The sequence below is a fragment of the Streptomyces sp. DI166 genome (genome assembly GCF_900091315.1).
GTDB lineage: Bacteria > Actinomycetota > Actinomycetes > Streptomycetales > Streptomycetaceae > Streptomyces > Streptomyces fuscus.
Genome location: NZ_FLSP01000017.1, coordinates 65,910 through 89,422, shown reverse-complemented (window position 1 = coordinate 89,422; position 23,513 = coordinate 65,910). Strand labels below are relative to the sequence as shown.

Annotated in this window: 21 protein-coding genes; 8 read left to right on the top strand and 13 right to left on the bottom strand. The window is 72.2% G+C overall.

Annotation, left to right across the window (positions count from 1 at the left end; translation table 11 throughout):
- Positions 1-3: 3 nt before the first annotated feature.
- A complete protein-coding gene (locus tag GA0115233_RS11345) occupies positions 4-1,761 on the top strand; it encodes an immunity 49 family protein (protein WP_255310140.1) in 1,758 nt (585 codons plus the stop codon).
- A 55-nt stretch (positions 1,762-1,816) separates the two neighbouring features.
- Positions 1,817-2,953, top strand: a complete 1,137-nt coding sequence (locus GA0115233_RS11340) for an AI-2E family transporter (protein ID WP_093720044.1) — start codon at positions 1,817-1,819, stop codon at positions 2,951-2,953.
- 97 nt (positions 2,954-3,050) lie between these two features.
- Here the strand turns inward: GA0115233_RS11340 and GA0115233_RS11335 are convergent, their stop codons facing one another.
- Positions 3,051-4,271, bottom strand: a complete 1,221-nt coding sequence (locus tag GA0115233_RS11335; RefSeq protein ID WP_093720043.1) for a metallophosphoesterase — start codon at positions 4,269-4,271, stop codon at positions 3,051-3,053.
- Between the two features lie 89 nt (positions 4,272-4,360).
- Positions 4,361-5,248, bottom strand: coding sequence for a bile acid:sodium symporter family protein (locus GA0115233_RS11330; protein WP_093720042.1), 888 nt, complete (start codon positions 5,246-5,248; stop codon positions 4,361-4,363).
- Between the two features lie 278 nt (positions 5,249-5,526).
- On the opposite strand from GA0115233_RS11330, the gene GA0115233_RS40975 reads away from it, so the two are divergent.
- A complete protein-coding gene (locus tag GA0115233_RS40975; protein WP_176711732.1) occupies positions 5,527-5,700 on the top strand; it encodes a hypothetical protein in 174 nt (57 codons plus the stop codon).
- Between the two features lie 11 nt (positions 5,701-5,711).
- Here the strand turns inward: GA0115233_RS40975 and GA0115233_RS11325 are convergent, their stop codons facing one another.
- Positions 5,712-6,497: a phosphotransferase family protein gene (locus GA0115233_RS11325; RefSeq protein WP_093720065.1), complete on the bottom strand. Its 786-nt coding sequence runs from the start codon at positions 6,495-6,497 to the stop codon at positions 5,712-5,714.
- 90 nt (positions 6,498-6,587) lie between these two features.
- On the opposite strand from GA0115233_RS11325, the gene GA0115233_RS11320 reads away from it, so the two are divergent.
- The 3 genes from GA0115233_RS11320 to GA0115233_RS11310 all read left to right on the top strand — a co-directional run bounded on the left by GA0115233_RS11320 (position 6,588) and on the right by GA0115233_RS11310 (position 8,792).
- Entirely contained in the window at positions 6,588-7,064 is a 477-nt protein-coding gene (locus GA0115233_RS11320; RefSeq protein ID WP_093720064.1) for a hypothetical protein, read from the top strand.
- 106 nt (positions 7,065-7,170) lie between these two features.
- Positions 7,171-7,719, top strand: a complete 549-nt coding sequence (locus GA0115233_RS11315) for an RNA polymerase sigma factor (protein ID WP_176711731.1) — start codon at positions 7,171-7,173, stop codon at positions 7,717-7,719.
- Positions 7,716-8,792 (top strand): CU044_5270 family protein, encoded by a 1,077-nt coding sequence (locus tag GA0115233_RS11310; protein ID WP_141689500.1) that lies wholly within the window; start codon positions 7,716-7,718, stop codon positions 8,790-8,792. Before GA0115233_RS11315 ends, GA0115233_RS11310 begins: the two co-directional genes overlap by 4 nt.
- 617 nt (positions 8,793-9,409) lie before the next feature.
- Here the strand turns inward: GA0115233_RS11310 and GA0115233_RS40970 are convergent.
- Complete coding sequence (locus tag GA0115233_RS40970; RefSeq protein ID WP_176711730.1) at positions 9,410-9,937, bottom strand: hypothetical protein; 528 nt, start codon at positions 9,935-9,937, stop codon at positions 9,410-9,412.
- Between the two features lie 170 nt (positions 9,938-10,107).
- On the opposite strand from GA0115233_RS40970, the gene GA0115233_RS11300 reads away from it, so the two are divergent.
- On the top strand, positions 10,108-12,249 hold the full coding sequence (locus tag GA0115233_RS11300) for an FUSC family protein (RefSeq protein WP_176711729.1): 2,142 nt from the start codon (positions 10,108-10,110) through the stop codon (positions 12,247-12,249).
- An 87-nt stretch (positions 12,250-12,336) separates the two neighbouring features.
- On the opposite strand, the gene GA0115233_RS11295 is transcribed toward GA0115233_RS11300, so the two are convergent.
- The 9 genes from GA0115233_RS11295 to GA0115233_RS11255 form a co-directional block, all read right to left on the bottom strand.
- Entirely contained in the window at positions 12,337-13,875 is a 1,539-nt protein-coding gene (locus GA0115233_RS11295) for an MFS transporter (protein WP_093720038.1), read from the bottom strand.
- A 125-nt stretch (positions 13,876-14,000) separates the two neighbouring features.
- Positions 14,001-14,609, bottom strand: coding sequence for a TetR/AcrR family transcriptional regulator (locus tag GA0115233_RS11290; protein ID WP_255310139.1), 609 nt, complete (start codon positions 14,607-14,609; stop codon positions 14,001-14,003).
- 56 nt (positions 14,610-14,665) lie between these two features.
- Entirely contained in the window at positions 14,666-15,559 is an 894-nt protein-coding gene (locus GA0115233_RS11285; protein ID WP_093720037.1) for a 3-hydroxybutyryl-CoA dehydrogenase, read from the bottom strand.
- Positions 15,560-15,574: 15 nt separating this feature from the next.
- Positions 15,575-16,747: an acyl-CoA dehydrogenase family protein gene (locus GA0115233_RS11280; RefSeq protein WP_093720036.1), complete on the bottom strand. Its 1,173-nt coding sequence runs from the start codon at positions 16,745-16,747 to the stop codon at positions 15,575-15,577.
- A 33-nt stretch (positions 16,748-16,780) separates the two neighbouring features.
- On the bottom strand, positions 16,781-17,953 hold the full coding sequence (locus tag GA0115233_RS11275) for an acyl-CoA dehydrogenase family protein (protein ID WP_093720035.1): 1,173 nt from the start codon (positions 17,951-17,953) through the stop codon (positions 16,781-16,783).
- A gap of 25 nt (positions 17,954-17,978) precedes the next feature.
- Entirely contained in the window at positions 17,979-20,042 is a 2,064-nt protein-coding gene (locus GA0115233_RS11270; RefSeq protein ID WP_093720034.1) for an acetate--CoA ligase family protein, read from the bottom strand.
- Entirely contained in the window at positions 20,042-20,233 is a 192-nt protein-coding gene (locus tag GA0115233_RS11265; RefSeq protein ID WP_093720033.1) for a ferredoxin, read from the bottom strand. Before GA0115233_RS11265 ends, GA0115233_RS11270 begins: the two co-directional genes overlap by 1 nt.
- A gap of 31 nt (positions 20,234-20,264) precedes the next feature.
- Positions 20,265-21,467, bottom strand: coding sequence for an NADH-ubiquinone oxidoreductase-F iron-sulfur binding region domain-containing protein (locus GA0115233_RS11260; RefSeq protein ID WP_093720032.1), 1,203 nt, complete (start codon positions 21,465-21,467; stop codon positions 20,265-20,267).
- Entirely contained in the window at positions 21,464-21,865 is a 402-nt protein-coding gene (locus tag GA0115233_RS11255; protein WP_093720031.1) for a hypothetical protein, read from the bottom strand. The genes GA0115233_RS11260 and GA0115233_RS11255 overlap by 4 nt, the downstream gene beginning before the upstream one ends.
- Positions 21,866-22,240: 375 nt before the next feature.
- On the opposite strand from GA0115233_RS11255, the gene GA0115233_RS11250 reads away from it, so the two are divergent.
- Entirely contained in the window at positions 22,241-23,422 is a 1,182-nt protein-coding gene (locus GA0115233_RS11250; protein ID WP_093720030.1) for an aromatic ring-hydroxylating oxygenase subunit alpha, read from the top strand.
- The last annotated feature ends 91 nt before the right edge of the window (positions 23,423-23,513 follow it).

The window sequence follows — 23,513 nt, the reverse complement described above, 5'->3', positions numbered from 1 at the left end:
ATCGTGCGGATTGAGCGTCACCAGGTGGGCGAGGCGGCCGTGTCGGCGGCACGTGAGGACTTCGCCAATCGCATCGGACGTCTGGTGAGGTCCATGTCGAGGGCGGACCGGATGGCCGTGTACGAATGGCAGTCGATAGCCGAGGAGTTCCTCGGCTACTTGGGCGCCCTGTCCGTCGCGACACCCGACCTCGACACGGCGGAGGCCAGAGCCGTCCTCAAGGACGCCTCCGAAGCGGCGGCCGGTGCGGTCGCCTACGCCGCGTACCACCCGCACTGCAGCTTCCAAGTCACGTTGGACTACGTGAACTTCGGCATGGGCTACGACCCCGGCTCGGACGCCCCGGAGGACAGGGTCACGCCCGGCGAGTGGATCGACGCGCTGTGTCTGACCGTCCTGCGGGACAAGGCGAAGTGGCACGGCGAGGCCTTCCACTTCGCGCGGGAGAAGTTCGCCGAGGGGGCGCAGGGGACGCCGGCCGGGGAACTCGCCACGGGGTTCATGGCCGTAGTCCTGGACGACACCGGCGACGACGAGGAGTATCCGCCGAACGCCCAGGCCAAGATCGCCGCCGTCGACGCGGCCCTGGGCCGGATCCAAGCCCGTGCTCAGGAGATCGGGGAGCCCCTCCTGGACCGCCCTCACAGCGTGGCCCTGCAGACACTGCGGGCCCTGGCCGCAGAGGACCGCAAGGGCTTCGACGACGGGCTGGCCGACCTCCTCGACCGGCACCGGACGCTGCACGGTTCGTCGGCCGACCCGCGTCATCTCCTGCCGTTGGTCCCCCTTGCCCTGACCGCGCTCGCGTACCGGACGCTCGGCTGGGAGCCGGCCGTGCGCACCGAGTATCTGCCGCACGCGCTGATCAGCGGATTCGAGTCCCGCGGTCCGCGGGTCGGCCCGTTCGGCCGGAACCGGCGGCGCGACGCGGTCGCCGCTATTGCCGCAGGCCCCGTCGTCGTGGAACGCCCGTCCCGCGAGTGGCAGGAGAGCGAGGAACTCGACGCGCGGGACCAGAAGCGCGTCATGGAGGCGCTCACCCCCGTCGACGGTGAGCCGCTCAGCGTGCGGGCGCTCAGTGATGTCATGGCTCACCAGGCCCATCTCTTCACCTGGCGGTCCGCGGTCTCCTCGGACGTGACAGACGCCCAGCTCGGGCACCTCCGCCTGGGCTCCCAGGCCGCGGGCGCCCTGTTCCGTATCGCCATGGCCGAGCCCGGCACCGAGGTCGAGGTGACGGTCGACGGCCGCGAGCTCCGCTACACGGCCGTGCGGAACGACGCGGCGGGCGCCTACGCCTGGCACATCGGTACGAACCTCGCCCTCATCACCGGCGTACGCGAGGACCTGGCGCCGCTGGTGCTCGCCGGTCCCAACCACGCCGACGCGGACGGTTCCGCGTTCACCCAGTACCGGCAGGCCCTGCACGCCTACCTGAAGGGCGATGACCCCGAAGGCGCCGCGGAGCGTGCGCTGCAGCAGGCGGAGCGGGCCAAGGACTGGGGCTTCGCCATGCCGCCCGCCGTACTGCTCTCGCAGCTGGTGGAGGGCGACGAGGAGAGCTTCAACCTCGCCCTGCTGGACGCGCTGGAGGCCCACCGTGACTACTACAGCGTCGCCGACCGCGTCGACGACGCGGACGGCTCCCTCGACCTGAACATCCTCGCCCTGACCTGCCACGCCCGCCGACGGGGCTGGGACATACGCGTCGAGTCCCCGTACCTTCCGCCGAGCCTCCTGGCGGCCGCCGAGCGGATCTAGTGCGGCCCCGCAGGAGCGGGGTGCCCCTCCGGCACCGCCCCATAAGGTGTGCCCCATGCCTGCGAAAGTGAGTGCGGCGAAGTCTCGTGCCGCGTTGCACATATCGGCGCGTGTGTGCGCCGAGTTGCTGTTGGTTTTGGTCGCGGTCGCCGTGGCTCTCTGGCTGCTCGACAGGATGTGGTCGGTGGTGTGGCCGCTGACCCTCGGTCTGTTGCTGACCACGTTGACCTGGCCGCCGACGCGGTTCCTGCGGAGGCGAGGGTGGCCGCCGGCCCTCGCCGCGGGGCTGGTGACCGTCCTGTTCCTGCTCGTCGCCGCAGGCGTCGTGGCGTTGATCGCGGTTCCGGTGGCGTCGCAGTCGGGGGAGCTGACCGACGGCGTGGTCGAGGGTGTGCAGCGGCTTCGGGAGTGGGCCGCGGGCCCGCCGCTGAACATCGGTCACGCCGAGATCGACCGGGCCTTCGACAGTGGGGTGGACCGGGCGCAGGAGGGGCTGGGGAGTGCCGTCAGCGCCCTGGTGTCGGGAGTGAACACTGTCGTCAACGGCGTGATCACCGCCGTACTGGCCCTGTTCCTGATGTTCTTCTTCCTCAAGGACGGGCCGCGGTTCCTGCCCTGGCTCTCCCGTCAGCTGCCCGGCCGCCTCGCCACCGACATCCCCACCGTCGCCGCGCGCGGTTGGAACACCCTGGGCTCGTTCGTCCGCTCCCAGGCCGCCGTCGGCCTCATCGACGCCGTGCTGATCGGGATCGGCCTGTGGATCCTCGACGTGCCGCTGGTGCTGCCGCTCGCGGTGCTGACGTTCGTCACCGCGTTCGTACCGATCGTGGGCGCGCTGTTCGCCGGTCTCGTCGCGGTCCTCATCGCCCTGGTGTCCAACGGCCTGACCGACGCGCTGATCGTGCTCGCCATCATCGTGGTCGTGCAGCAACTGGAGGGCAATGTGTTCCAGCCCATGATCCAGAGCCGGGGTCTCGGCCTGCACGCCGCCGTGATCCTCCTGGCGGTGACGCTCGGCGGCAACATGGCCGGCATCGTCGGCAGCCTCCTCGCCGTCCCGGTCACGGCCCTGATCGCGGTGGTCTGGGGCTACGTACGCGAGCAACTCGCCGAGCCACCGGCGGAGCCGGAGGACGACGGCGAACCGGAGGACGACGGCGAGCCGATGCCCGGTGCCGCCCTGCCGTCGTAGTGCCGTCGCTACGCCGCGCGCCGCGGTGACCGGAGCCCGTCCTAGTGCCGTTGCTAGCCGTGCGCTGCGGTGACCGGAGCCCGTCGTAGTGCCGTCGCTACGCCGCGCGCCGCGGTGACCGGAGCACGAGCAGGGTGATCTCGCTGGGGGCGAAGACCCGGAAGGGCGGGCCCCAGAAACCGGTGCCGCGGCTCGTGTAGAGGAGGGTGCGATCGCCGTGGCGGGTCAGTCCCGCGAGCGCGGGCTGGTCCAGCCGCACCAGGTAGTGGAAGGGCCAGATCTGGCCGCCGTGCGTGTGGCCGGAGAGCTGGAGGTCCACGCCGCCTGCCGCCGCCTCGTCGACGAACTTGGGCTGGTGCGCCAGGAGGAGTACGGGGTGGTCGGCGTCGGCGCCCCGCAGGGCCCCGGCGAGGTGCGCGCCGTGTCCGGCCAGCCCGGAGGACTCGGCGGTGACGTCGTCCACACCGGCGACCACCAGGGTGTCGCCGCCGCGTTCGAGCAGCAGGTGCCGGTTGCGCAGGGGCTCCCAGCCCAGCTCGTCCATCAGGTCGACCCAGCCCTGGGCCTCGCTGTAGTACTCGTGGTTTCCGGTGACGTAGACCCGCGCGTGGGTGGCCCGCACGGTGCCGAGCGGGGCGGCCTGGGCGCGGCGGCGTTCGGCCGTACCGTCCGCGATGTCGCCGGTGTGGCAGACCAGGTCGGCGTCGAGGGCGTTCACCTTCTCGCACACCCGGGCCGACCACCGCGCGCGGTCCAGCGGGCCATAGTGCGTGTCGGTGATGAGGGCGACGCGCAGTCCGTCCAACCCGGCGCCCAGGCGCGGAAGTCGCACCTCGACTCGGCGGACCCGGGGGACGCGGCGGGCCTCGGCGTACCCCCAGGCGAGCAGCAGGGCCGTTACGGCGAGGACGGCCCAGGTGACGATGCGCGCGCGGTCCTGGCCTTCCCCCACACCGGCCACGGTCAGGGCGATGCGCGCCGGAACGCCGAGCAGAACCGTCCAGGTGAACAGGACCCAGCTCCCGCCCAGCAGGGTGTCACCGATGATCGCCGACCGGTCCTCCTGCCGTCGGCCGTGCCCGCGCATCATGGCGTACGGCATACCGACGAGGCCGAGGGCGAACAGGACCGTGCCGATGAGCGTGACCGGCAGCGGCCAGTCCTGGCCGGTGTGGAGGAGCATCCCGCACGGCACCGCCCACAGCAGGACGGGTGTGATCAGCGGGAGGTAGCGCATCAGGCGGAGCACCCGGCTGCGTGGGCGTGGGGCTTGGGCCGCCGCGCCGTCGGCGGGTCGGGTGTCGCTGGTGTCGGTCACGCTACCCCTCACAAGCCAGGCTGCCGTCCCTGGCACTGTAACCGCTCGCCGACGCGAGGGGCCCCTGGGGCGGGTGGCCCCGGTTCCGGTCAGAGTGGAGCGGCGGCCCGCTCGGCCCGGCGGGTGCCGCGGGTCATCAGCAGCCCCCCGAGGGCGGCGACGGGGTTCATGAGGACGCCGTAGACGGCGGCCGGAACGGCCAGGCTGACGCTGCCGAGCACGCTGATGGCCAGCGTCATGGCGATGGCGCTGTTGTGCACGCCGATCTCCATGGAGCAGGCGATGGACTGGCGCTTGTCCAGCCGCGCCATCCGCGGTACCGCGTACCCGATGGCAAGGCTCAGCGCGCAGAACACCACCGCCGTCGGCCCCACGTCCGTGACGTAGCCGCCGATGTTGTCCCGCTCGGCCACCACCGCCCCGGTGATGATCAGGACGAGCACGGCGACCGACAGGATCCGGACCGGGCGGTCCGTGCGCCCCGCGAAATCGGGCGAGCGGCGGCGCACGGTGAGCCCGATCGCCACCGGCACCAGAACCAGGGCGAACACCTGCAGAACCTTGCCGAACTGCAACCCCATGCTCTTCTCCCCGATGTCCGGTTCGAAGTAGTCGAGGGCGAGGTTCGTGATGATCGGCAGCGTCACCACGGCCAGGAGCGCGTTGACCGCCGTGAGCGTGACGTTCAACGCCACGTCGCCGCCGAAGAGATGGCTGTACAGGTTGGCCGTCGTCCCGCCGGGCGACGCGGCCAGCAGCATCATGCCGACCGCGAGCACGGGGGAGAGACCGAAGGCGAGGACGAGCCCCAGGCACGCGCCGGGCAGGAGAAGGAGCTGGCAGGACATCGCCACGACAACGGCCCGGGGGTGGCGCCGCACCCGCCGGAAGTCGTCCACCGTCAGGGACAGCCCCAGGCCGAACATGATGACGGCGAGGGCGAGCGGGAGGAACACGGTGGCGAGAGGAGTGTCCATGCGCGGCTCCGTCTTCGGCGGCAGGGGTGGCGCGGCGGTGCAGAGTCGCGGCCAGAGGACACCCGTAGACGCATTTGCGTGCGCATGCAGAGGTGTTGTCCGCATCGCGCACAGTAGAGGCGGGTGTGAGCACGGTCAACACGGCCTGTTCGGCACCGATTTGATATGGCCCGGGTGGCAACGGGCCATGCGGCCCCGCATGTCCGCGCAGGTCGGGAACCGCTCCGTGACCTTCGGCGTCACTTGGACGAAGCGTTCTTGGGGTGCGGAGGGGAGCCATGGAGTCCGGCGGGCGCATCACGGAGCTGACTGCCGCGCAGGAAGCCATGGCCGTCCACGAGGGCGCGACCGCGTACATCCTGCACCCCGAGCACGGCGCCATGGGCCACGCCCCGGGGACGTACCTGGTACGCCGCCAGGTGGAGCTCGACGACCGGATCGTCCTGGACTGAACGGCTCGCGGTCAGCCGAGCAACTCCAGGAGCCGCACCGCCTGCTTCTCGGCCGTGCCGACCGGGTTTCGCGGATGGTCGGGATCGTCCTGCGCCAGCAGAAACAGCCAGACCAGTGCCAGCAGACGTCGACACTCGCGCAGCCGTGCCGTCTCCGCGGGGGAAAGCTCGAAGCGAGCCAGAAACCCGGCCACATCGACGGGCTGCTCGACCCAACTGCCGACGTGTTCGGTGATCTCCGCAAGCTCGTAGGCGCGGTCGCTGCGGCCCGAGTCCTCGAAGTCGACGACTTGGACGCGGGAGCCGTCCCACAGGTAGTTGGCGAGATTCCCGTCGCCGGGGCCGAACACATCCGGGAAGTCCTGCGGGTCTTCCGCGTGGAGCCGAGTGCCGGCCAGCCAGCGCAGCCCTGTGTCCATGGCCTGCCCGACGGGCCCACCGGTGCGCGACGACGGGCCGTCGACCGCCCACGCGTTGATCAGGCGGACGAGGTCGGGTGGGAGGACCGGCCGTGACGGGACTGTGCGGAGCGCATGGGGTGGTACGGCGTTGTGGAGTGCGGTCACGGCCTCGGCGAGCGCGTCGAGTTGCTGGTTCCCCATGACGGTGCCACGCAGAGGTTCGCCGGTGAGTCGGGACATCACCACGAAGGGCCTCTCGGCCGCCAGATCCGCTTCGTACGGTTCCGGAGCGAGCCCCGGAGCATGGGCGGCGAGGAGTGTCAGTCCTCGCCATTCGCGTGCGGCTCGGCCGTCGCTGCCGGACGCGAACCGTTTGATCACGCGATGCGCAGTCATGTCGATCCCATGGGTGCCCCAGTGGCGCGAACTCATGAGAAGAGATCCTGCCCCAGCGTGCTGTCAGTGGTGGGATCTAGGGTGCTTGCCGTGGCTGACATCTATGAACTCATGCTTGCTTTCGACCTCCGTGACGAAGTGTCGGAAGCCGAAGTCGCAGAGCTTCAGTGGCATTTGGGGCTGGGGCCCCAGCCGGCAGAGCTGAGGATCGTGACCGGGTTTCCGTTGGTGGTGGAGGTGGAGGGCGAGGCGGTCGAGGTCGAGGAGATGCCCGAGCCTCTGCTGAGTTGTCAGGGCGAGGCGTACAAGGTGGGGGGTGCGCTGTGCTCGGTCCTGCTGCGCAAGGAGAACGCGTGGCGCAGTGGCTGGGCCCTGACCGGTCGGCAGGAGATACACCCGGACGACTTCGACCGCATCGGCGTACTCCTGACCTGGTTGGCGGACAGGGCGCACGATGTCCATCGCGGGGCGGACGGGAGCGTAACCGTCGGGTGGACCCGGTTCTACGAAGACGTGCGGCCCGAGCCGTTGGTGGTGCGGGACGGCCTGGTCGTCTGGCCCTCGTAGCACGGCGGGTGCGCCCACGCCGCCCGTGAAAGTTCGGCAGCCCCGGTAATCGCCGTGCCGCGTCGGACACAAACAGTCCGCGAGCATCATCGGAAGGGGAGGCCGTGTGGGGGAGAGCGCAGACGACTGGTCTCGGTTCGAGGCGGAGTACCGCGACTCGTACCAGGCAGTGAGCAGGTACTTGAGACGCAGGTTGCCGCCGGACTTGGTCGACGACGCGGTCTCGGAGGTCTTCACGATCGCCTTGGAACGCTGGTCGACACGGCAGGGCGCCGCCCTGCCGTGGCTGTACGGCATCGCCCGGCGGGTCGCCGCGAACGCGCGCCGGTCGCTGGGGCGGGCGGACCGGCTGGCAGGCCGGTTGCGCGACGAAGAGGACCCCCTGGGCGGCGAACCCGGCGCGGACACCGAGGTCCTGGACCGCATGGGGGCCGCTCGCGTACTCGAACGGCTGCCGGAGCGCGACCGCGAGGTGCTGATGCTGGTGTCGTGGGACGGCCTGGATCCGCAGGAGGCCGCCCAGGCGCTCGGGTGCGGCAAGGCCACCTTCGCCGTACGGCTGCACCGCGCCCGCCGAAGGCTGGAGCGTGAACTCGCAAGGGAAATAACGGCGGTTGCCGACCAGGGCTCTATGACGGAGAGGACGGCGACGTGAAGCGAGACACGGAACGCGTACGAGCACTGCTCACCGCGGCCAACGATCCGGCCGGTGATCCGGGAGAGGGCACGGGCTCCCTGCTGACGCCTCATGCGCAGCGCACACTCCAGGCGTTGCGCGAGGCCCGACCTCCGCGGCGGGTCCGCCCGCGCCCGGCACGGCGCCAAGTGCTCCTGGGGGCGGGCCTCGTCACAGTCGGAGTCGCGGTGGTGGCCGTACGCGGCGACCTCGTCCAGGGCGACGCCGGGGCGCCGGTCGCCTACACCCCGCCCGTGCTGTCCCTCCACCCGGTCGAAGGGAAGTCGGCGTACGCGTATCTCCAGGCGTTCGCGCGGCGCGTCGAACGGCTCGAACCCGAGCCCGCGCACGGCACTTACCAGTACTCGAAGACTTGGGGATGGTGGCTGCACACCGCAGGCGACGTCCCCGGGGGTGTGGCGAACGCCGCCGTCCCGACGGTGACCGAGTCGTGGGTCGCCGAGGACGGATCCGGACGACAGCGCAGCGCCTACGGGGAACCCCTCTACCCCAACCCGGAGCAGCGCAAGGACGCCCAGGACGCCGGGCTGGTGGCGGACGCGGGGGTGAAGGACCGGAACTTCGGGCCCGGGGAGTTCCCCGCCCCGGAAGGCGACGACTGGGGCGGCGTGGCACCCTTCTCGACCGACCCGCGAGTCCTCGCACGACAGCTGACCGAGGTCAATTGGGAGGGCGGAATGATCGTCTACGGGGTGTACGACATGCTCACCTATGCGGGCAGGACCGGCCCCGTCGATCCGCGTCTGCGGGCGGCCGCCCTGCGCGTACTGGCCGACCGCACCGGCGTGACCGTGGCGACCACCACGACCTGGAACGGCCGCTCCGCGATCGCGGTGTCGCAGAGCGAGACGTACGACGGCAGCAGGCAACGGGAGACCGTGCTGTTCGACCCGGAGACGGGCTACCCGGTCGGTACGGAGTCGGCCCTGTTCGGGCACGCCCGGCGCCTCAATGTCTCCGTACCCGCCACCCTCACCGTGACCGAGACCCTCGGACGGGGCCGCGTGTCCACCACCCGTGAAAGGCCGTGAGATGGCCGAAGGCGCGGCGGAAGACGTCTAGGAAGGTGCTGGCGGAGGACCGGATGGCTGAGGGAGCCGTAGATGCCTCACATGTACGCGAAGTACCGGTCGTGCTGGGCCGACCAAGACCCGTCGCGTTCGCCGGGACATCGATGGCACCGTAGAACTGGCGTCCTGAGCCAGCGCGGAGTGGGACGGCCCGAAGCGTTTCTCCAGGGCACTCACCAGCCGGGCGAAACACTCCCGCGAAGTGTCCAGATCGAAATCCGCCGGACGTTCCAGGTGTTGAGGGTCGTCGTACGCCAACAGGAGAGCCCGGACCTGGTCCGCGGGGCAGTTGGTCCCTGCCGAGGACAGTGGCGCCGTGGAGTAGGGCGGGTTGTGTCCCGCTTGGGCCGCCCGGCGTTCGAGGTGGCGGTAGCCGAGACCCGACCACACCTTCAGTCGGTGGAGCGCGGCGACGAAGGCGGCGGCGTCGGTGCCCGCGGTTCGGGTGGCGCGACGGCCATGGCTTCCCCCTTGTTGATCTGGTCGTACAGAGCCTCGCACAACCTCGAACACCCCACGGCTTGAGACACGGTGAGGAACCTCCAACCTCGGTGCGCATTACCGAGGTTGGAGGTTCCTCACATGCATGCGACAAGCCACTGCCGCATTACTTCCCTCGCCGCCGCTGCTCTCCTGCTGCTGGGCGGATGTGATGCCGAGTCCCGGGGCGAGGAGCCCTCCGCGCGGGCCCCGAAGGCCAAACCCCCGCGCCCGGGAGTCCGTCGCGGACTTTCTGCGCCGTACCTTGCCGTCCGGGCCCGGCCGAACCGTGATCGCCGCCCATGGCGACCAACCGTCAGGTCCGGAACCTTTCCCGGACGGGGAGCACGGCGCACCGCCACGATGTGCGCCCATGCCTGGGCGATCTCGCGGCGCAGCTCGTCCACCGCGGAGCGGACCTGGCCCAGCTCGGTGAGCATGCGCTCCTGGCGGCGCCGCAGTTCGCGGTTCTCCTCCCGCACGCCGGTCGTGCTGTAGGTGACATGCTCAAGAACCTTGCCGTGCCGGCTCTCCTGCACCTGGTGCTGCGCGATGAGCCCGGTGGTGGGGTCGGCCAGCATCCCCCTGATCTCGCCGATCAACTTCTCCATGTCCCGTCGTGTCACGCGCCCTCCCTTCGCGATGACCGGGACATCCTTTCCGTCCGCGCCTGGGCCGAAGCTGCTCTTTTCAGCCGTTTCGTACATGCCGGACGCAGCTGACACCCCAAGGCGCGCGCTCGGACAGTCGGCACGGCCGAGCGGCACACCCGCCCGGACTGGGTGATCCTGAGGGAGTGAAGGGTGCCCCGGCCCGCGCGTTCCCGGCCGCCCCCGCGTTCCCGGCTGCCTACGCCGCGTCCGGCCGCCGGGCCGTGCGTGTGGCGCTGGCCGCCGCGATCGGCTTCTACCTGTTCCGCTACGGACTCGACAATCCCGTCGCGGCCACCTACGCCCTCTTCGCCGTGGTGTCGCTCGGCGGGCTGTCGAGGATTCCGGGCACCGGGCGGCAGCGGGCGGCGACCATGCTGCGGGTGCTGCCGGTGTGCTGGGCACTGGTGGTCATCGGCACCTATCTCTCGGTACGCACCTGGAGCGCCGTACTCGGGATGCTGGCGGTCGGCTTCCTGCTGGCCTTCTCCGCCGTGGGCGGACCCCGCCCGGCGGGCGCGGCACCCGGGCTGCAACTGCTCTACATGCTGCCGTCGTTCCCGCCCTACGACCCCGACTCGCTCGGCGACCGGCTGGTCGGTACGACGACAGGGCTGGTGCTGCTGATCATGGCCGAGGCGCTGTTCCGCCCCGAACCCACCCCGGCGCCGTACGAGGAGCGGGCCGCGCGCGGCGCCCGGATCGCCGCCCACTTTGCGAGCACCCTGGCCGTGCCGCCGTACGCCCTGGCGGACGCCGACCGGGAGGCGGCCGAGCAGACGGGCCGTGGCCTGCGGTCGCTGATGGTGCCGGAGGCGGAGCGTCCGGCGGGCCCCGACGTGCGGGCGCGGGCCCTCGCCCACACCGGCCTCGCCGTCCGTACCCTCCTGAACCGCCTGTCGTGGCTCCCCGCCCCGCCCCGAACACCGGAGCCCGAGGTGACCGCCGTCCTGCGTGCCGTGGCCGACCTCGCCACGGCGACGGCCGGATGCCTGAGCGGCGGCTCCTCGCCGGTGCGGCAGTACGACGCGCTCTCCACGGCCCGTGCCGCGCTGGTGGCCATGCCCGCAGGCACCCCAGGGTTCCCGCCCGCCGTCCTGCGCGGGCACGCCGCCGTGCTGGAGATCGCCGACGCCGCGCTGGCGACGGCGGCGGCCGCCGACCGTGCCGTACGCGGGCGGCATGCCGAGGTGGAGGCGCCGCCGGAGCGGTTCTGGTACACCGCTGTCCCGCTCCCGGTGCTGTGGTGGCACCGGCTGCGCGGCCACGCCGGGCGGCGCTCGGTGCTCTTCCAGAACGCGGTGCGGATCGCGCTGGCTCTCACGGTGGCGCGGCTCGTCGCCGGGATCGACACGCTGCCGCACGGTTTCTGGGCCACGCTGGCCACGCTCAGCCTCACCCGGACCACCCTGGAGGCGACCCGGCGCACCGTCCGGCTCGCCCTCACCGGCACCCTGGCCGGGGCGCTGCTGACCGCCGCGATCCTGACCCTCGTGGGCACCCACACGGACGTGTACGCCGTCCTGCTGCCGCTGTGGATGCTCCTCGCCTTCACGGTCGGGCCGGTCAAGGGCGTCGGCTGGGCCCAGGGCCTGTTCACCGTGCTGGTGGCCCTGGTGTTCGCTCAGTTGGAGCCGTCCACCTGGCAGCTCGCCGAGGTGCGCCTGCTCGACGTGTTCGTCGGCAGCACCATCGGCGCGGTCGTCGGGCTGCTGGCGTGGCCCCGTGGGGCCCAGTCGGAGATGCGCCGCGCGGCCGCGGAACTGCTGCGCTCGGCCGCGGAGGTCGTGGTGGCGACCACCTCGTCCGTGGCCGGTGGGGCGGCCGCGATCGTGTCCGCGGTGCCGCCCGGACACCGGTCGCTGCACCACGCCGTCGTCCTCGCCGAGTCGGCCTACGCGCAGTTCCAGAGCGAGCCGACCAGCCTCACCGGCAAGGGGCCGTCGGTGGACTGGCAGGCCACGCTCATCGCCGCGCACCACACCCTGTGGGGCTCCGAGCGGCTGCTGACCCCGCCCGTCCCCGTGCCGGCCCCGGCGACCGCCCGGGCCGTGGGCGCGCTCGGCGAGCGGACGGCCGGGCGCATGCTGCTGGTCTCCGCCGCCCTGGACCCCGGCGCGGACACGCCGTCCCTGTCCGTCCCGCGGGTCGATCCGCTGTTCGCCGAGTTCAACCCCGAGCCCGTGGACGCGTCCCGGCAGTACTACGCCGTACTCGGCTGGCTGGAGTCCCTGGCGGCCGACCTGGCGCGGATGTCCCGCGGCCGCCCGGACAGCGGGACCGGGTGACGGATGGCTCGGTCAGGCCGGGTGACGGACAGCGTGGTCGGACCGGGTGACGGACGGCTCGGTCAGACCGGCTGACGGACAGCCCGGTCAGCCCATCTGTGCCGGCGCGGGCTCCTTGTGCTCCTCCTTGGCCGAGGCCACCGTGCCGCCCGGGTGCAGCAGCGCGAACAGGAACGCGATGCCGAGGGCGATGGCCATGCCGTAGAAGACCCACTGGTTGGCCTCGGCGAAGTCAGTCTGTACCGCGCCGACGATCTCCCGCAGCTGGTCGGAGCCCGGTCCGGTGCCCGAGGGCGGGTCGGCGTCGCCGCTGCCGGTGATGGCGCTGCTGACGCTGTGCGCCGCTTCGTGGGCCTCCTCGCTGGACAGGCCCCGCGCCTCCAGGGTGCTGGTGATGTTCGAGCGGGTGACGTGGGTGAGCATGGTGCCGAAGACGGCCATGCCGACGCTCGCCGCGTAGTTGCGCACGGTCTGCGTGATGCCCGTGACCTCGCCGTAGGACGGGCCGATGGCGCGGTTGACGGCGTCCGTGGAGGCCGGGGCCAGGATGAAGCCGATGCCCGCGCCCGCCATGGCCGCGTACGGCCACTGGTCGTGCATGTTCAGGTTGGTCAGCTCGCCCGCCCACAGCGCGAACCCGACACAGCCCAGGACGCCGCCGATCTTCAGCGCCGGACGCGCGCCCGTCTTGTCCAGGATCCGCCCGCCCCACTGCGAGGCGATGGCGAACCCGGCGAAGACGTACAGCAGGAACAGCGCGGCCTGGTTCGGCGAGGCGCTGAGCGAGACCTGGGCGTACACGGACGCGAAGAAGAACAGCGGGACGAAGGCGAGCATGGCGAAGAACAGCACCGCCGAGTCCACGGCGAAGCCCTTGTCCCGGAAGACGCGCAGGTCGATCAGGGGATGGCGGACGCCCCGCTCGTAGTGCACGAAGTAGCCGATGATCACCAGGCCGCCCGCGATGCACAGCCAGGTGGCGGGGTTGTCCCAGCCCCAGATGAAGGACTGCTGGAAGCCGAGCACGCTCAGGCCCATGCCGGCCGCCATGAGACCCGCGCCGACCAGGTCGAGGGTGCCGGGGCGGCGACGGTCGGCGATGTGCGCCAGCGCGGTCAGGATCAGCGCGATCACGGCCATGGGCACGTTGACCCAGAACACCGCGCGCCAGGTCCACGCCGCGGTGAGCCAGCCGCCCAGCAGCGGTCCCACGGCCGTCAGCGCGCCGGAGAGGCCGAAGAACAGGGCGAGGGCCCGCCCCCGGCGTTCAGGCGGGAACACCGCGACGACGACCGCGAGCGCGGCGGGGAAGAGCAGCGCCGCCCCGAAGCCCTGGACGGCCCGGAACGCGATGAGCCAGCCCTGCGCCACGTCCCCCTTGGGCACACAGCCGCACATCACGGAGGCGATGACGAACACGAGCGTGCCGATGACCACGATCCGCCGCGGGCCGTACAGGTCGGCCAGACGGCCGCCGACGGCGAAACAGGCGGCGAGAGCCAGCAAGTAGGCGTTGATCACCCACTGCATACCGGACGCCGACAACTCCAGTTCCCGGACGATGTCCGGGGCGGCGATGGAGACGATGGTCTGGTCGATGAACGTCATCGCGACCGCGAACATCATCGCCGCGAGTGCCAGCGTCTGCTGATGCGCCGAGCGAGGCGCGGGCGTGGTGTCACCACGCCCCAGGTGCGTGTCACTCACCTTCCCAGTCTGCGACGGACCGGGTCACCTCGCAGCGGGGACCGTCAGGCGGGCGGCTCGGCGGGGGCTCCGAGAGCTGCGGCGATGTGCCGCCAGATGGCGGCCACGGCCGACTCCGGGGTGACCGTCGGATCGCGCAGCATCAGACGGATGCCGTAGCCGTCGCTCAGCGACAGCACCAGCGTGCTCAGCTCGTCCACGTCGGTCGGGGTGAACTCGCCGGAGTCGATCCCGCGCCGGATCGCCCCCGACACCCAGCCGTGCAACTGCGCGTACAGGTCCACCGCGAAGACCCGCGTGGTCTCGTCCCGCAGCGCCCGCACCCACAGCTCCTGCCACAGCCGCCAGTCCTGGTGCAGCTGGGGGTCGGTGGGCAGCAGACTGCGCACGATACGGGCCAGGACGACCGCCGCCGGGGCCGTCTCCGCGTCCCGCTCCACGTCGACCGCCGTGTTGGCGAAGGAGTGGGTCATCGCCTCGGTGAACAGCTTCTCGCGCGTGTCGAAGTGGTAGTGGAGCAGGGCCGTGGACACCCCGGCCCGCTCCGCGACCATCCGCATCCGGATCTTCTCGAACCCGATGTCGGCGATGACCTCGCACGCCGCGGTCAGGATGCGCTCGCGCGTGTCTGCTGTGCGCACCTTGGTCGGCACGTTGCGGCTCCCCTCGTCCGGTGCCCGTGAGTCGTGACCATCTTCCCCCACGAAGGTCACGCCGGGGTCGGCGCGGGCCGGGAAGTCCCCTCGTCGTAGACGTGGAAGCCCCGGCCCGACTTACGGCCCAGCAGCCCGGCCTCGACCATCCGCGACAGCAGCGGGGGCGGCGAGTACTGCGGCTCGCGGAACTCCGCGTACAGCGACTCCGCGATGGCCCGCGTGGTGTCCAGGCCGATCAGGTCGGTCAGGGCGAGCGGGCCGAGCGGGTGCGCGCAGCCCAGGACCATGCCGCGGTCGACGTCCTCGACGCTGGCGCTGCCCGACTCCACCATGCGGATCGCGGCCAGCAGGTAGGGCACGAGCAGCGCGTTGACGACGAAGCCCGCCTTGTCCCGGGTGCGCACGACCTCCTTGCCGAGCACACCGGTCGCGAACTCCTCCGCGCGGGCCGCGGTTTCGGGCGAGGTGAGCAGTGACGGCACCAGCTCCACGAGCCGGAGCACCGGCACCGGGTTGAAGAAGTGCACGCCGATCACGCGGTCGGGGCGGCTCGTCGCGGCGGCCAGCCGGATGACCGGGATGGACGAGGTGTTCGTCGCGAGGATGGCGCGCTCGCCGATGACCACGGTGTCGAGGCGGGTGAAGACGTCGACCTTGAGGGCCTCGTCCTCGGCCACCGCCTCGATCACCAGGTCGTGGTCGCCGAGCGCGTCGAGGTCGTCGACGACGGTGATCAGGGACGCGACGGCGTCCCGCCGCTGCGCGCCGATCCTGCCGCCGGCGGCGGCCCGGTCCAGCGAGCGCTCGATGCGCAGCCGTCCGGTGCGGGCCGCCTCCGCGTCGCGTTCCACGACCGTGACCGGCAGATCGGCCCGGGCGCAGACCTCGGCGATCCCGGCGCCCATCAGCCCGCAGCCGACGACCCCGACGCGCTTGATGTCCGTCATCGATGTTCCTCTCCGTCAGGCGGTGGGCAGGTCCAGGACGCCCGAGCCGCGCTTGATCAGCTCATTGGCGATGATCAGCCGCTGGATCTCGGAGGTGCCCTCCCAGATCCGGTCCACGCGCAGTTCGCGGTAGAGCCGCTCGACGGCGTAGGCGCGGTCGTAACCCCGGCCGCCGTGGATCTGGAGGCAGCGGTCGATGACCCGGCCGGACGCCTCGCTCGCGGCGAGCTTGGCGATGGCCGCCTTGGCGTGCAGCCTCTTGCGGTCCTCCGGCGCGGAGTTGTCGACCTCCCAGGCCACCTGGTGGGTGTAGGCGCGGTTGACGGCGATGTCGACGGCGCTGTCCGCGAGCATGCCCTGGATGAGCTGGTACGAGGAGATGGGCGCCCCGAACTGCTCGCGCTCCACCGCCCAGTCCCGCGACAGCTCCAGGGCCCGCTCGGCGGCGCCGGTGGTCCGGGCGGCGATCATCAGGCGCTCCTCGGTGAACCAGGAGCGGGTGATGTCGTAGCCCTCGCCGATACCGCCGAGCACGGCGTCCTCGCCGACCTGGACGTCGGTGAAGGTGAACTCGGGGTGCTCGTAGACGAAGGTGTGCATGAAACGCGGGACGCGGGTCATCTCGATGCCCGGCGTGTCCTTGTCGACCAGGAACAGCGTGGGCGCGCGCTCCTCGCCCGCCGCCGCGAGCACGATCATGAAGTCGGCGTGGTCGCCGACGGTCACGAACCACTTCTCGCCGTCGAGCACCCAGCCCCGGTCGTTCCTGGTGGCGGTGGTGGCCAGGTTCTGCGGGTCGGAGCCCGCGCCGGGCTCGGTGACGGCGTAACAGTCGCGCCGCTCGCCCTTGATCACCGGGATGAGGAACCGCTCGCGCTGCTCGGGGGTGCAGAAGCGCAGCGCGTTCGCCGGCCGCCACACCATGTCCCACAGGGCGCCGGTCAGCCGCCCCAACTCTTCCTGCACGGTGACCTGTTCGGCGATGGTGAGACCGGCACCGCCCCACTCGGCGGGCATGTTGACGGCCTGGAGCCCGGCGTCCAGCACCGCGTCGCGGACCTTGGCGTGCGCGTCGGCGGGCAGGCCGTTGTCCTCCTCGCACTGGTTCTCGTAACCGGCGATGAAGTCGGTGAGGGCACGCGCGGCGCTCTTGAGCTCGACCTGGCGCGGGGTGAGGCGGAAGTCCATGAAAGTCCTCGCTGTACTAATCGGATGGGGATGTCAGTGCGTGGGCAGGGCCAGCGCCCTGGTGCCGCGCTTGATGAGCTCGTTGGCGATGATCAGCCGCTGGATCTCGGAGGTGCCCTCCCAGATCCGGTCCACGCGCAGTTCGCGGTACATGCGCTCGACGGGGTAGGTGCGGTCGTAGCCGCGTCCGCCGAAGATCTGCAGGCAGCGGTCGGCGACCCGGCCCGCGGCCTCGCTGGCGGCGAGCTTGGCGGTGGAGGCCTTGGCGTGCAGGGTCTTGCGGTCGGTGCCGGGCTGGTCGGCCTCCCAGGCGACCTGGTGGGTGTAGGCGCGGTTGACGGCGATGTCGACGGCGCAGTCCGCGAGCATGCCCTGGATCAGCTGGTACGAGGCGATGGGCGCCCCGAACTGCTCCCGCTCCACGGCCCAGTCCCGGGCGAGCTGGAGGCACCGCTCGGCGGCGCCGACCGTGCGGGCGGCGATCATCAGGCGCTCGTCGGTGAACCACTCCTTGGTCAGCTCGTAGCCGTTGCCGACCCCGCCGAGCACGTCCTCGTCGGCGACGAAGACATCGGTGAAGGTGAACTCGGGGTGCCCGTTGACGGCCGAGTGCATGAACCGCGGGACGCGGGTCATCTCCACGCCGGGCGCGTTCTTGTCGACGAAGAACAGCGTGGGCAGCTTCTCCGGACCGGCGTCCGCCTGCACCAGCAGGAAGTCGGCGATGTCGCCGCAGGTGACGAACCACTTCTCGCCGCTCAGCAGCCAGCCGCCCTCGGTGCGGGTGGCCGTGGAGGTGCCCGCGGACGGGTCGGAACCCGCGCCGGGCTCGGTGACCGCGAACGCGTCGAACTTCTCGGCGCGGATCACCGGCAGCAGATACTTCTCGCGCTGCCGCTCGTCGCCGTGGGCGAGGACGTTGGCGGGCCGCCAGGGGATGTCCCACAGGCAATTGGTGACCTTGCCGAACTCCTCCTCCACGATGACCTGGTCGAGCAGGCTCAGACCGGCCCCGCCCCACTCGGCGGGCATGTTGATGGCGTAGACCCCGGCTTCCATCGCGGCGCGGGTCAACTCCTCGACCAGCTCCTGCGGCAGCGGCCCGCCGGCCTCCTCGGACCGGTCCTCGTACCGCATCAGCAGCCGGGCGTACTCGGCGGCGCGACGCTTCAGGTCGGCCTGCTCGGGGGTGTAGCGCATGTCCATGGGGACCTCTTCTTGGGGTGGTCGGTCAGCTCGGGCGGGCCAGGACGGCACGGGAGTCCAGCGCGAGGGCTCCGTCGGGCCGTACGAGAAGGGGGTTGACCTCGATCTCGGCGATCTCGGGGTGGGCGGCGGCGAAGGTGGTGATCGCCTCCACGGCGGCTGCGGCGGCGTCGATGTCGACGGCCGGGCGCCCGCGCACTCCGTCGAGCAGGACCGCGGTGCGCAGTTGGCGCAGGAGGTGCGCGGCGCGGTCGGCGGGCACCGGGGCGAGGGTGAAGGCGATGTCGTGCAGTGCCTCGGCGAGCACTCCGCCCAGGCCCACCATGGCGACGGGGCCGAAGCGCGGGTCGCGGTTGACGCCGACGATCAGCTCGATGCCGTCGCTCAGGTCGGCCATGGCCTCCACCGAGTAGGAGGGGGCGCCCAGCCGGGCGTGCATCTTCCGGAAGGCGGCGAGCAGTTCGGCGGGTCCGGCCAGGCCGAGAGCCACGCCTCCGGCGTCGGACTTGTGCAGCAGGTGCAGTGCCTTGAGGACGTACGGTCCAGCGAATTCCGCGGCGGCAGCCAGCAGTTCGGTCTCGTCGCGGACCTCGCGTGCGGCGGGGAAGACGAGCCCGGCGGCCTCCAGGGCCCGGCGGGTCTCCATGTAGCCGGTCTCCCGCAGTGGCTCCGCCGGGCTCGGCAGAGGCGCCACGCCGGTGTGCGGTGCGCCCGGCGCGGTGGCGGCGAGGGCGCGTGCGGCGTCCTCGGTGGCGGAGAACACGGGTATCCCGGCGGCGGCGAGAGTGCGGCAGCTCGGTGACTCGGGGTACATCGACTGCACCACCAGGGGCTTGGCGGTGGCCCGGTGCCGGGCGGCGATCAGACGCGCCGCCTCCCGCTCCCCGTCCGCCAGCGCCGTACCGCCTCCGCCGAGACCGCCCTCGGAGGCCGCGTAGCCGCCGAAGTACCCGGTCATCAGCACCGCGTCGACCTCCTCGGCCGCCAGCAGCTCCTCAACGGTGCGCGCGTAGGACTGCGGGTCCTGCTCGCCCATGCCCGCGAGGTCCACCGGGTTGGCGACGGCCGACTGCTCCCACAGCGTGCTCCGCAGCCGCTCCTGGGTCGGCTCGCCCAGTTCGGGCACGGCGAGCCCGGCGGCCTCCACGGCGTCGGCGGCGATGACGCCGTGCCCGCCGCCGTCGGTGAGCACCGCGACCCGGCGCCCCGAGGCCCGGCGTCCGCCCTGCCGGGCGGCGAGCGCGATGGTCAACTCGCGTGGCGTGGCGACCAGTTCCACCCCCGCGTCCCGGCACGCGGCGGCCACCACATCGGCGGACGTGGTCAGCGCCCCGGTGTGCGACTGGGCGCTGCGCGCGGAGGCGTCCCCGCGCCCGGCCGTGAGCAGCACGACCGGCTTTCCGGCGTTGGCCGCCGCCTCGGCGAAGGCGCGTCCGTCGCCGAAGTCCTCCGCGTACACCGCGATCGCCTCGGTGCCCTCGTGCCGGGCGCAGTCGGCGAGCAGGTCGACGAGGGTGACGTCGGCCTGGTTGCCGAGCGAGACGAACCGGGAGAAGCCGAGTCCGTGCGGGCGGAAGCGGAGCTGGAGTTCCAGGGCGAGGTTGCCGCTCTGGCTGAGCAGGGCCACCCCGCCCGGGGTGAAGGTGTCGGAGGCGATGAAGAGTTCGGTGGTGTTGTCGGCCAGGCCCAGGCAGTTCGGGCCGACCATCACCGCTCCGGCGGCCCGTACGCGCTCGGCGACGGCCTCCTGCCGGGCGCGCCCGACGTCACCGGTCTCGGCGAAACCGGCGGTGATCGCGACGAGCGCGCGGGCACCGCAGCGCAGCGCCTCGTCGACGGCCTCCTCGAAACCGGCGGCGGGTACCGAGATCACGGCGAGGTCGACGGGCTCCCCGATCGCGCTCAGGCTGGGCGCGGCGGTGCGGCCGAGGACGGTGCCGCCGCGCCGGTTGACGAAGTGGACGGGGCGGCGGCCGTTCGCGCGGATCGCCTGGGCGGCGATGGCGTGCCCGTACTTGGCCGGGTCGTCGCTGGCCCCGACGACGGCGACGGAGACCGGGTCGAAGAGGGCGGAGAGGTCACGTCCCATCACTTCACCAGCCGCAGCGCGGAGTTGGGGCAGGCGGCGACGGCGGCCTCGGCGTCGGCCTCGCCGCCGGGCGGCACCTCGGTGACGCGGACGGAGGCGTAGCCCCACTCGTCGAGGTCGATCTGGTCGGGGGCGGGTTCCTGGCACAGGCCGTAGCCCTGGCAGCGGGTGGAGTCCAGCAGGAGTTTCATGAGGGGTCCTTTCGGGGCGCCGGGCGAGGGCTCAGGGCAGGGGGACGGTGAAGCGGCGTCCGTCGTCGGGCGCCGGCCGCGCGCAGGCGGCGCAGCCCGGACTTCGGTGGGCGTCGAGGACGTCGGGGAACCGGTCGAGGAGGGTGGCCACGACACGGGCGGCGGCGTCTAGCAGGGCGCAGGCTCCGCGGCCGGGGAGCCGGCTCGACCAGCGCCGCAGTTGGGGGAGTGTGTCCGCGTCGCCCTCGCCGCGGGCGGCCGCCGCGAGGGCCTTGGCCATCGCTCCGGTGCCGGAGACGCAGACCCCGCACTGGCGGGCGCTCTGCGCCCCCAGGTAGGAGGCGGCCTCGACGGCGACGGCGACCGGGCAGTCCTCGGGGCCGAGGAAGTGCAGTGCCCCGCAGCCGAGGGCCGCACCGGCGTCGCGCAGCCCGTCGTGGTCGAGGGTCAGGTCCCGCCAGCCCTCGCCGTACAGTCCGCCGAACATGCCGCCCAGCAGGACCGCTTCCGAGCGGCCGTGTCCGCACAGATCGGCGAGGACCTTCAGATGGGTGCCTGCCGGGGCCTCCACCAGCGCGGTGCCACCGCCGCCACCGGCAAGGGTGACCAAGTAGGCGTCCGCCGCGTCGGGACGGGAGTGCAGGAGGGCGATGCGGGCCAGCGTCTCCACATTGGCGACGAGGGTGGGCGCGCCGCCGACACCGCTCTCGAACGGCCGCGGGGGCTTGGCCGTCGGCAGCGCCGGGCCGCCGTCGATGCGCCGTACGACAGCGCTCTCCTCGCCGGCGACATACGTGTGCTCGGTGCGGACGACATCGACGGGCAGGCCGGGCCCGTGCTCGCCGAGTGCGCGGCGTACGGCCTGCTCGGCGGCGGGGTCGGAGACGTATACGTATCCGCGTTCCGCGTCGGTCAATGCGGCCGCCAGCCGCAGTCCGTCCAGCACGGTGTGCGGGCGGTGGCGCAGCAGCCAGCGGTCCTTGACGGACCCCGGCTCGCCCTCCTCGCCGTTGGCGACCACGACCCGGGGTCCCGTCGCGTCCCGGACGGCCCGGAGTTTGACGGCGGCCGGGAACCCGGCGCCGCCCCGGCCGCGCAGACGTGCCGCGTCGATCCGGTCGAGCAGGTCATCGGCCAGTGGCGCGTAGCCGCCCGCGGCGAGGTACTCGGTGCCGTGCGGTACGCCGAGGAGGCCGGTCCCGTTCTCGGGGAGGAGGGAGTACACCCCGGTCATACGGCGCTCCTGTACTCGGTGCGGGTGCGCAGGCGGGCCAGCGCCCGTTCCAGGTCCCGGCGCTGGGCGGCGGTGCGGTCGTAGCCGCGTCCGGGCAGGCCGATCAGCATGCGGTGGTGGTCGAGGACGACCTCGCCGGCCAGCAGGGCGGCGCCCCGGTCGGCGGTGCGGGACCGGGCGGCCTCGACGACCAGCTCGGTGACCTCGTGCAGATAGCGCAGCCAGGCCCGCTGGGTGCCGCGCAGTACCAGCCGCTGGACGCGGCGGCGCTCGGCGGCGACGAGGACCGAGGGCGGGCGGTCGTCCGGCGGGGAGCGCAGGGCGGCCACCGCTGCGGGCAGCTCCTGTTCGGGCTCGGGGGTGAGACCGAGCCAGACGAGACTTCGGCGAGCGCTCATGCGTGCCTCCGGGATGCTCCGCTCCCGGGGCAGGGGAACGGGGGCGGCGCGGCGATGACGGGGGGAGGGGGCTCCGGTGCCACTGAGAGGTAGGTGGGAGCCGTGGCGCGGACCGGGTCCGCGGGCGGTGCGGAGGGCTTCGGGAATCCGTCCGATTCCCCGGCCGACCGTCTGCCCTCGACACTAACTAACTAATTAGTCAGGCCACAAGTCTTGACTTGCCCGGCCGTCGACCTCACTCTGACTAATCAATCAGTCAGCCTGGTCGAGGCAGCTCCGCAGCCTGCCCCCGCACGGCAGGGCACCGGAAACCGACCTGCCTCCCGGCCACCCCTCACCGCCCATCGCCGCCCACGCGGCGCGGAGGAGGACCCCATGCACCCCCCGACGACTCGCCCGGCCGACGTCGACGCCACCCCCACCCCGCCGGTCCCGCCCCCCGAGCACCCGGGGACGGCCCTGGCGGCCCGCTACTACACCGACCCGGCCATCGCGCGGGCCGAGACCGAACGCATCTTCGCCAAGTCCTGGCAGCTCGCCTGCCACGAGTCCGACCTCCCCGGCCCCGGCGCCCGGCTGACCGCCACCGTCGCCGGCCGGGAAGTGCTGGTCGTCCGCACCGAGGACGGCGGCCTCGCCGCCCACCTCAATGTGTGCCGACACCGCGGAACCCGCCTGGTCACCGACCCGGAGCCGTCCGGCAAGGCGATCCGCTGCCCCTACCACGGCTGGACCTACAAACTCGACGGCCGTCTGGTCGGCGCCCCCGAGGCCCGCCGCATCCCCTGCCTGGACAAGCCCAAGCTGGGACTGCACCCGGTCAACGTCGAGTCCTTCCTCGGCTTCGTCTTCGTCAACCTCGACATGGAGGCCACCCCGCTCGCCGAGAGCTGCGCGGGGCTCGCCGAGGCCGTGGGCCGCTACGTCGGACCCGACCTGGTACCGATCGGCAAGCACCGCATCCACGACACGGCGGGCGGCGAGCACCAGAACGCCAACTGGAAGGTGATCGTCGACAACTATCTGGAGGGCTACCACGTCCCGGTCGCCCACCCCGCCCTGATGCGCCTGCTCGACTACGCCGCGTACAAGGCGGACGTGCGGGAGAACTACGTCCTGTTCGAGTCGCCCCTGCGGGACAAGCCCTCATCGAACTGGACCGAGCGGCTCTACCAGCGCCTCGCGACCCCGATGCCCGGCCTCACCGAGGCTGACCGGCGGGTTTGGCGGTACGCCGTGATCTACCCGAACACACTCATCGACTTCTACCCTGACCACGTGCTCGCGTGGACCGCCCTGCCCACCGCCCAGGACCGGGCGGCGATCCCCGGCGCCTTCTACACCCGGCTCGGCGAGGACGTCCGCACCCGGCTGGCCCGGCGCCTGAACATCCACATCGGCTGGATCACCAACGACGAGGACGCCGAACTCGTGGAGCGCGTCCAGGCCGGCCTGACCACCCCCGGATTCGAGCCCGGACCGCTCTCGCAGCGCGAGGCCGCCGTCGGCTGGTTCGCCCGCCGCGTCCGACAGGACCTGGAAGGGGCCGCCGAGTGACGCCCCAGCCCGCCGCACCCGCGCCCCTGACGTCGGCCATCGCCTTATCCCCCGCCCGCTGAGCCGCACCCCCGCCCTCCCCAGACCGGTC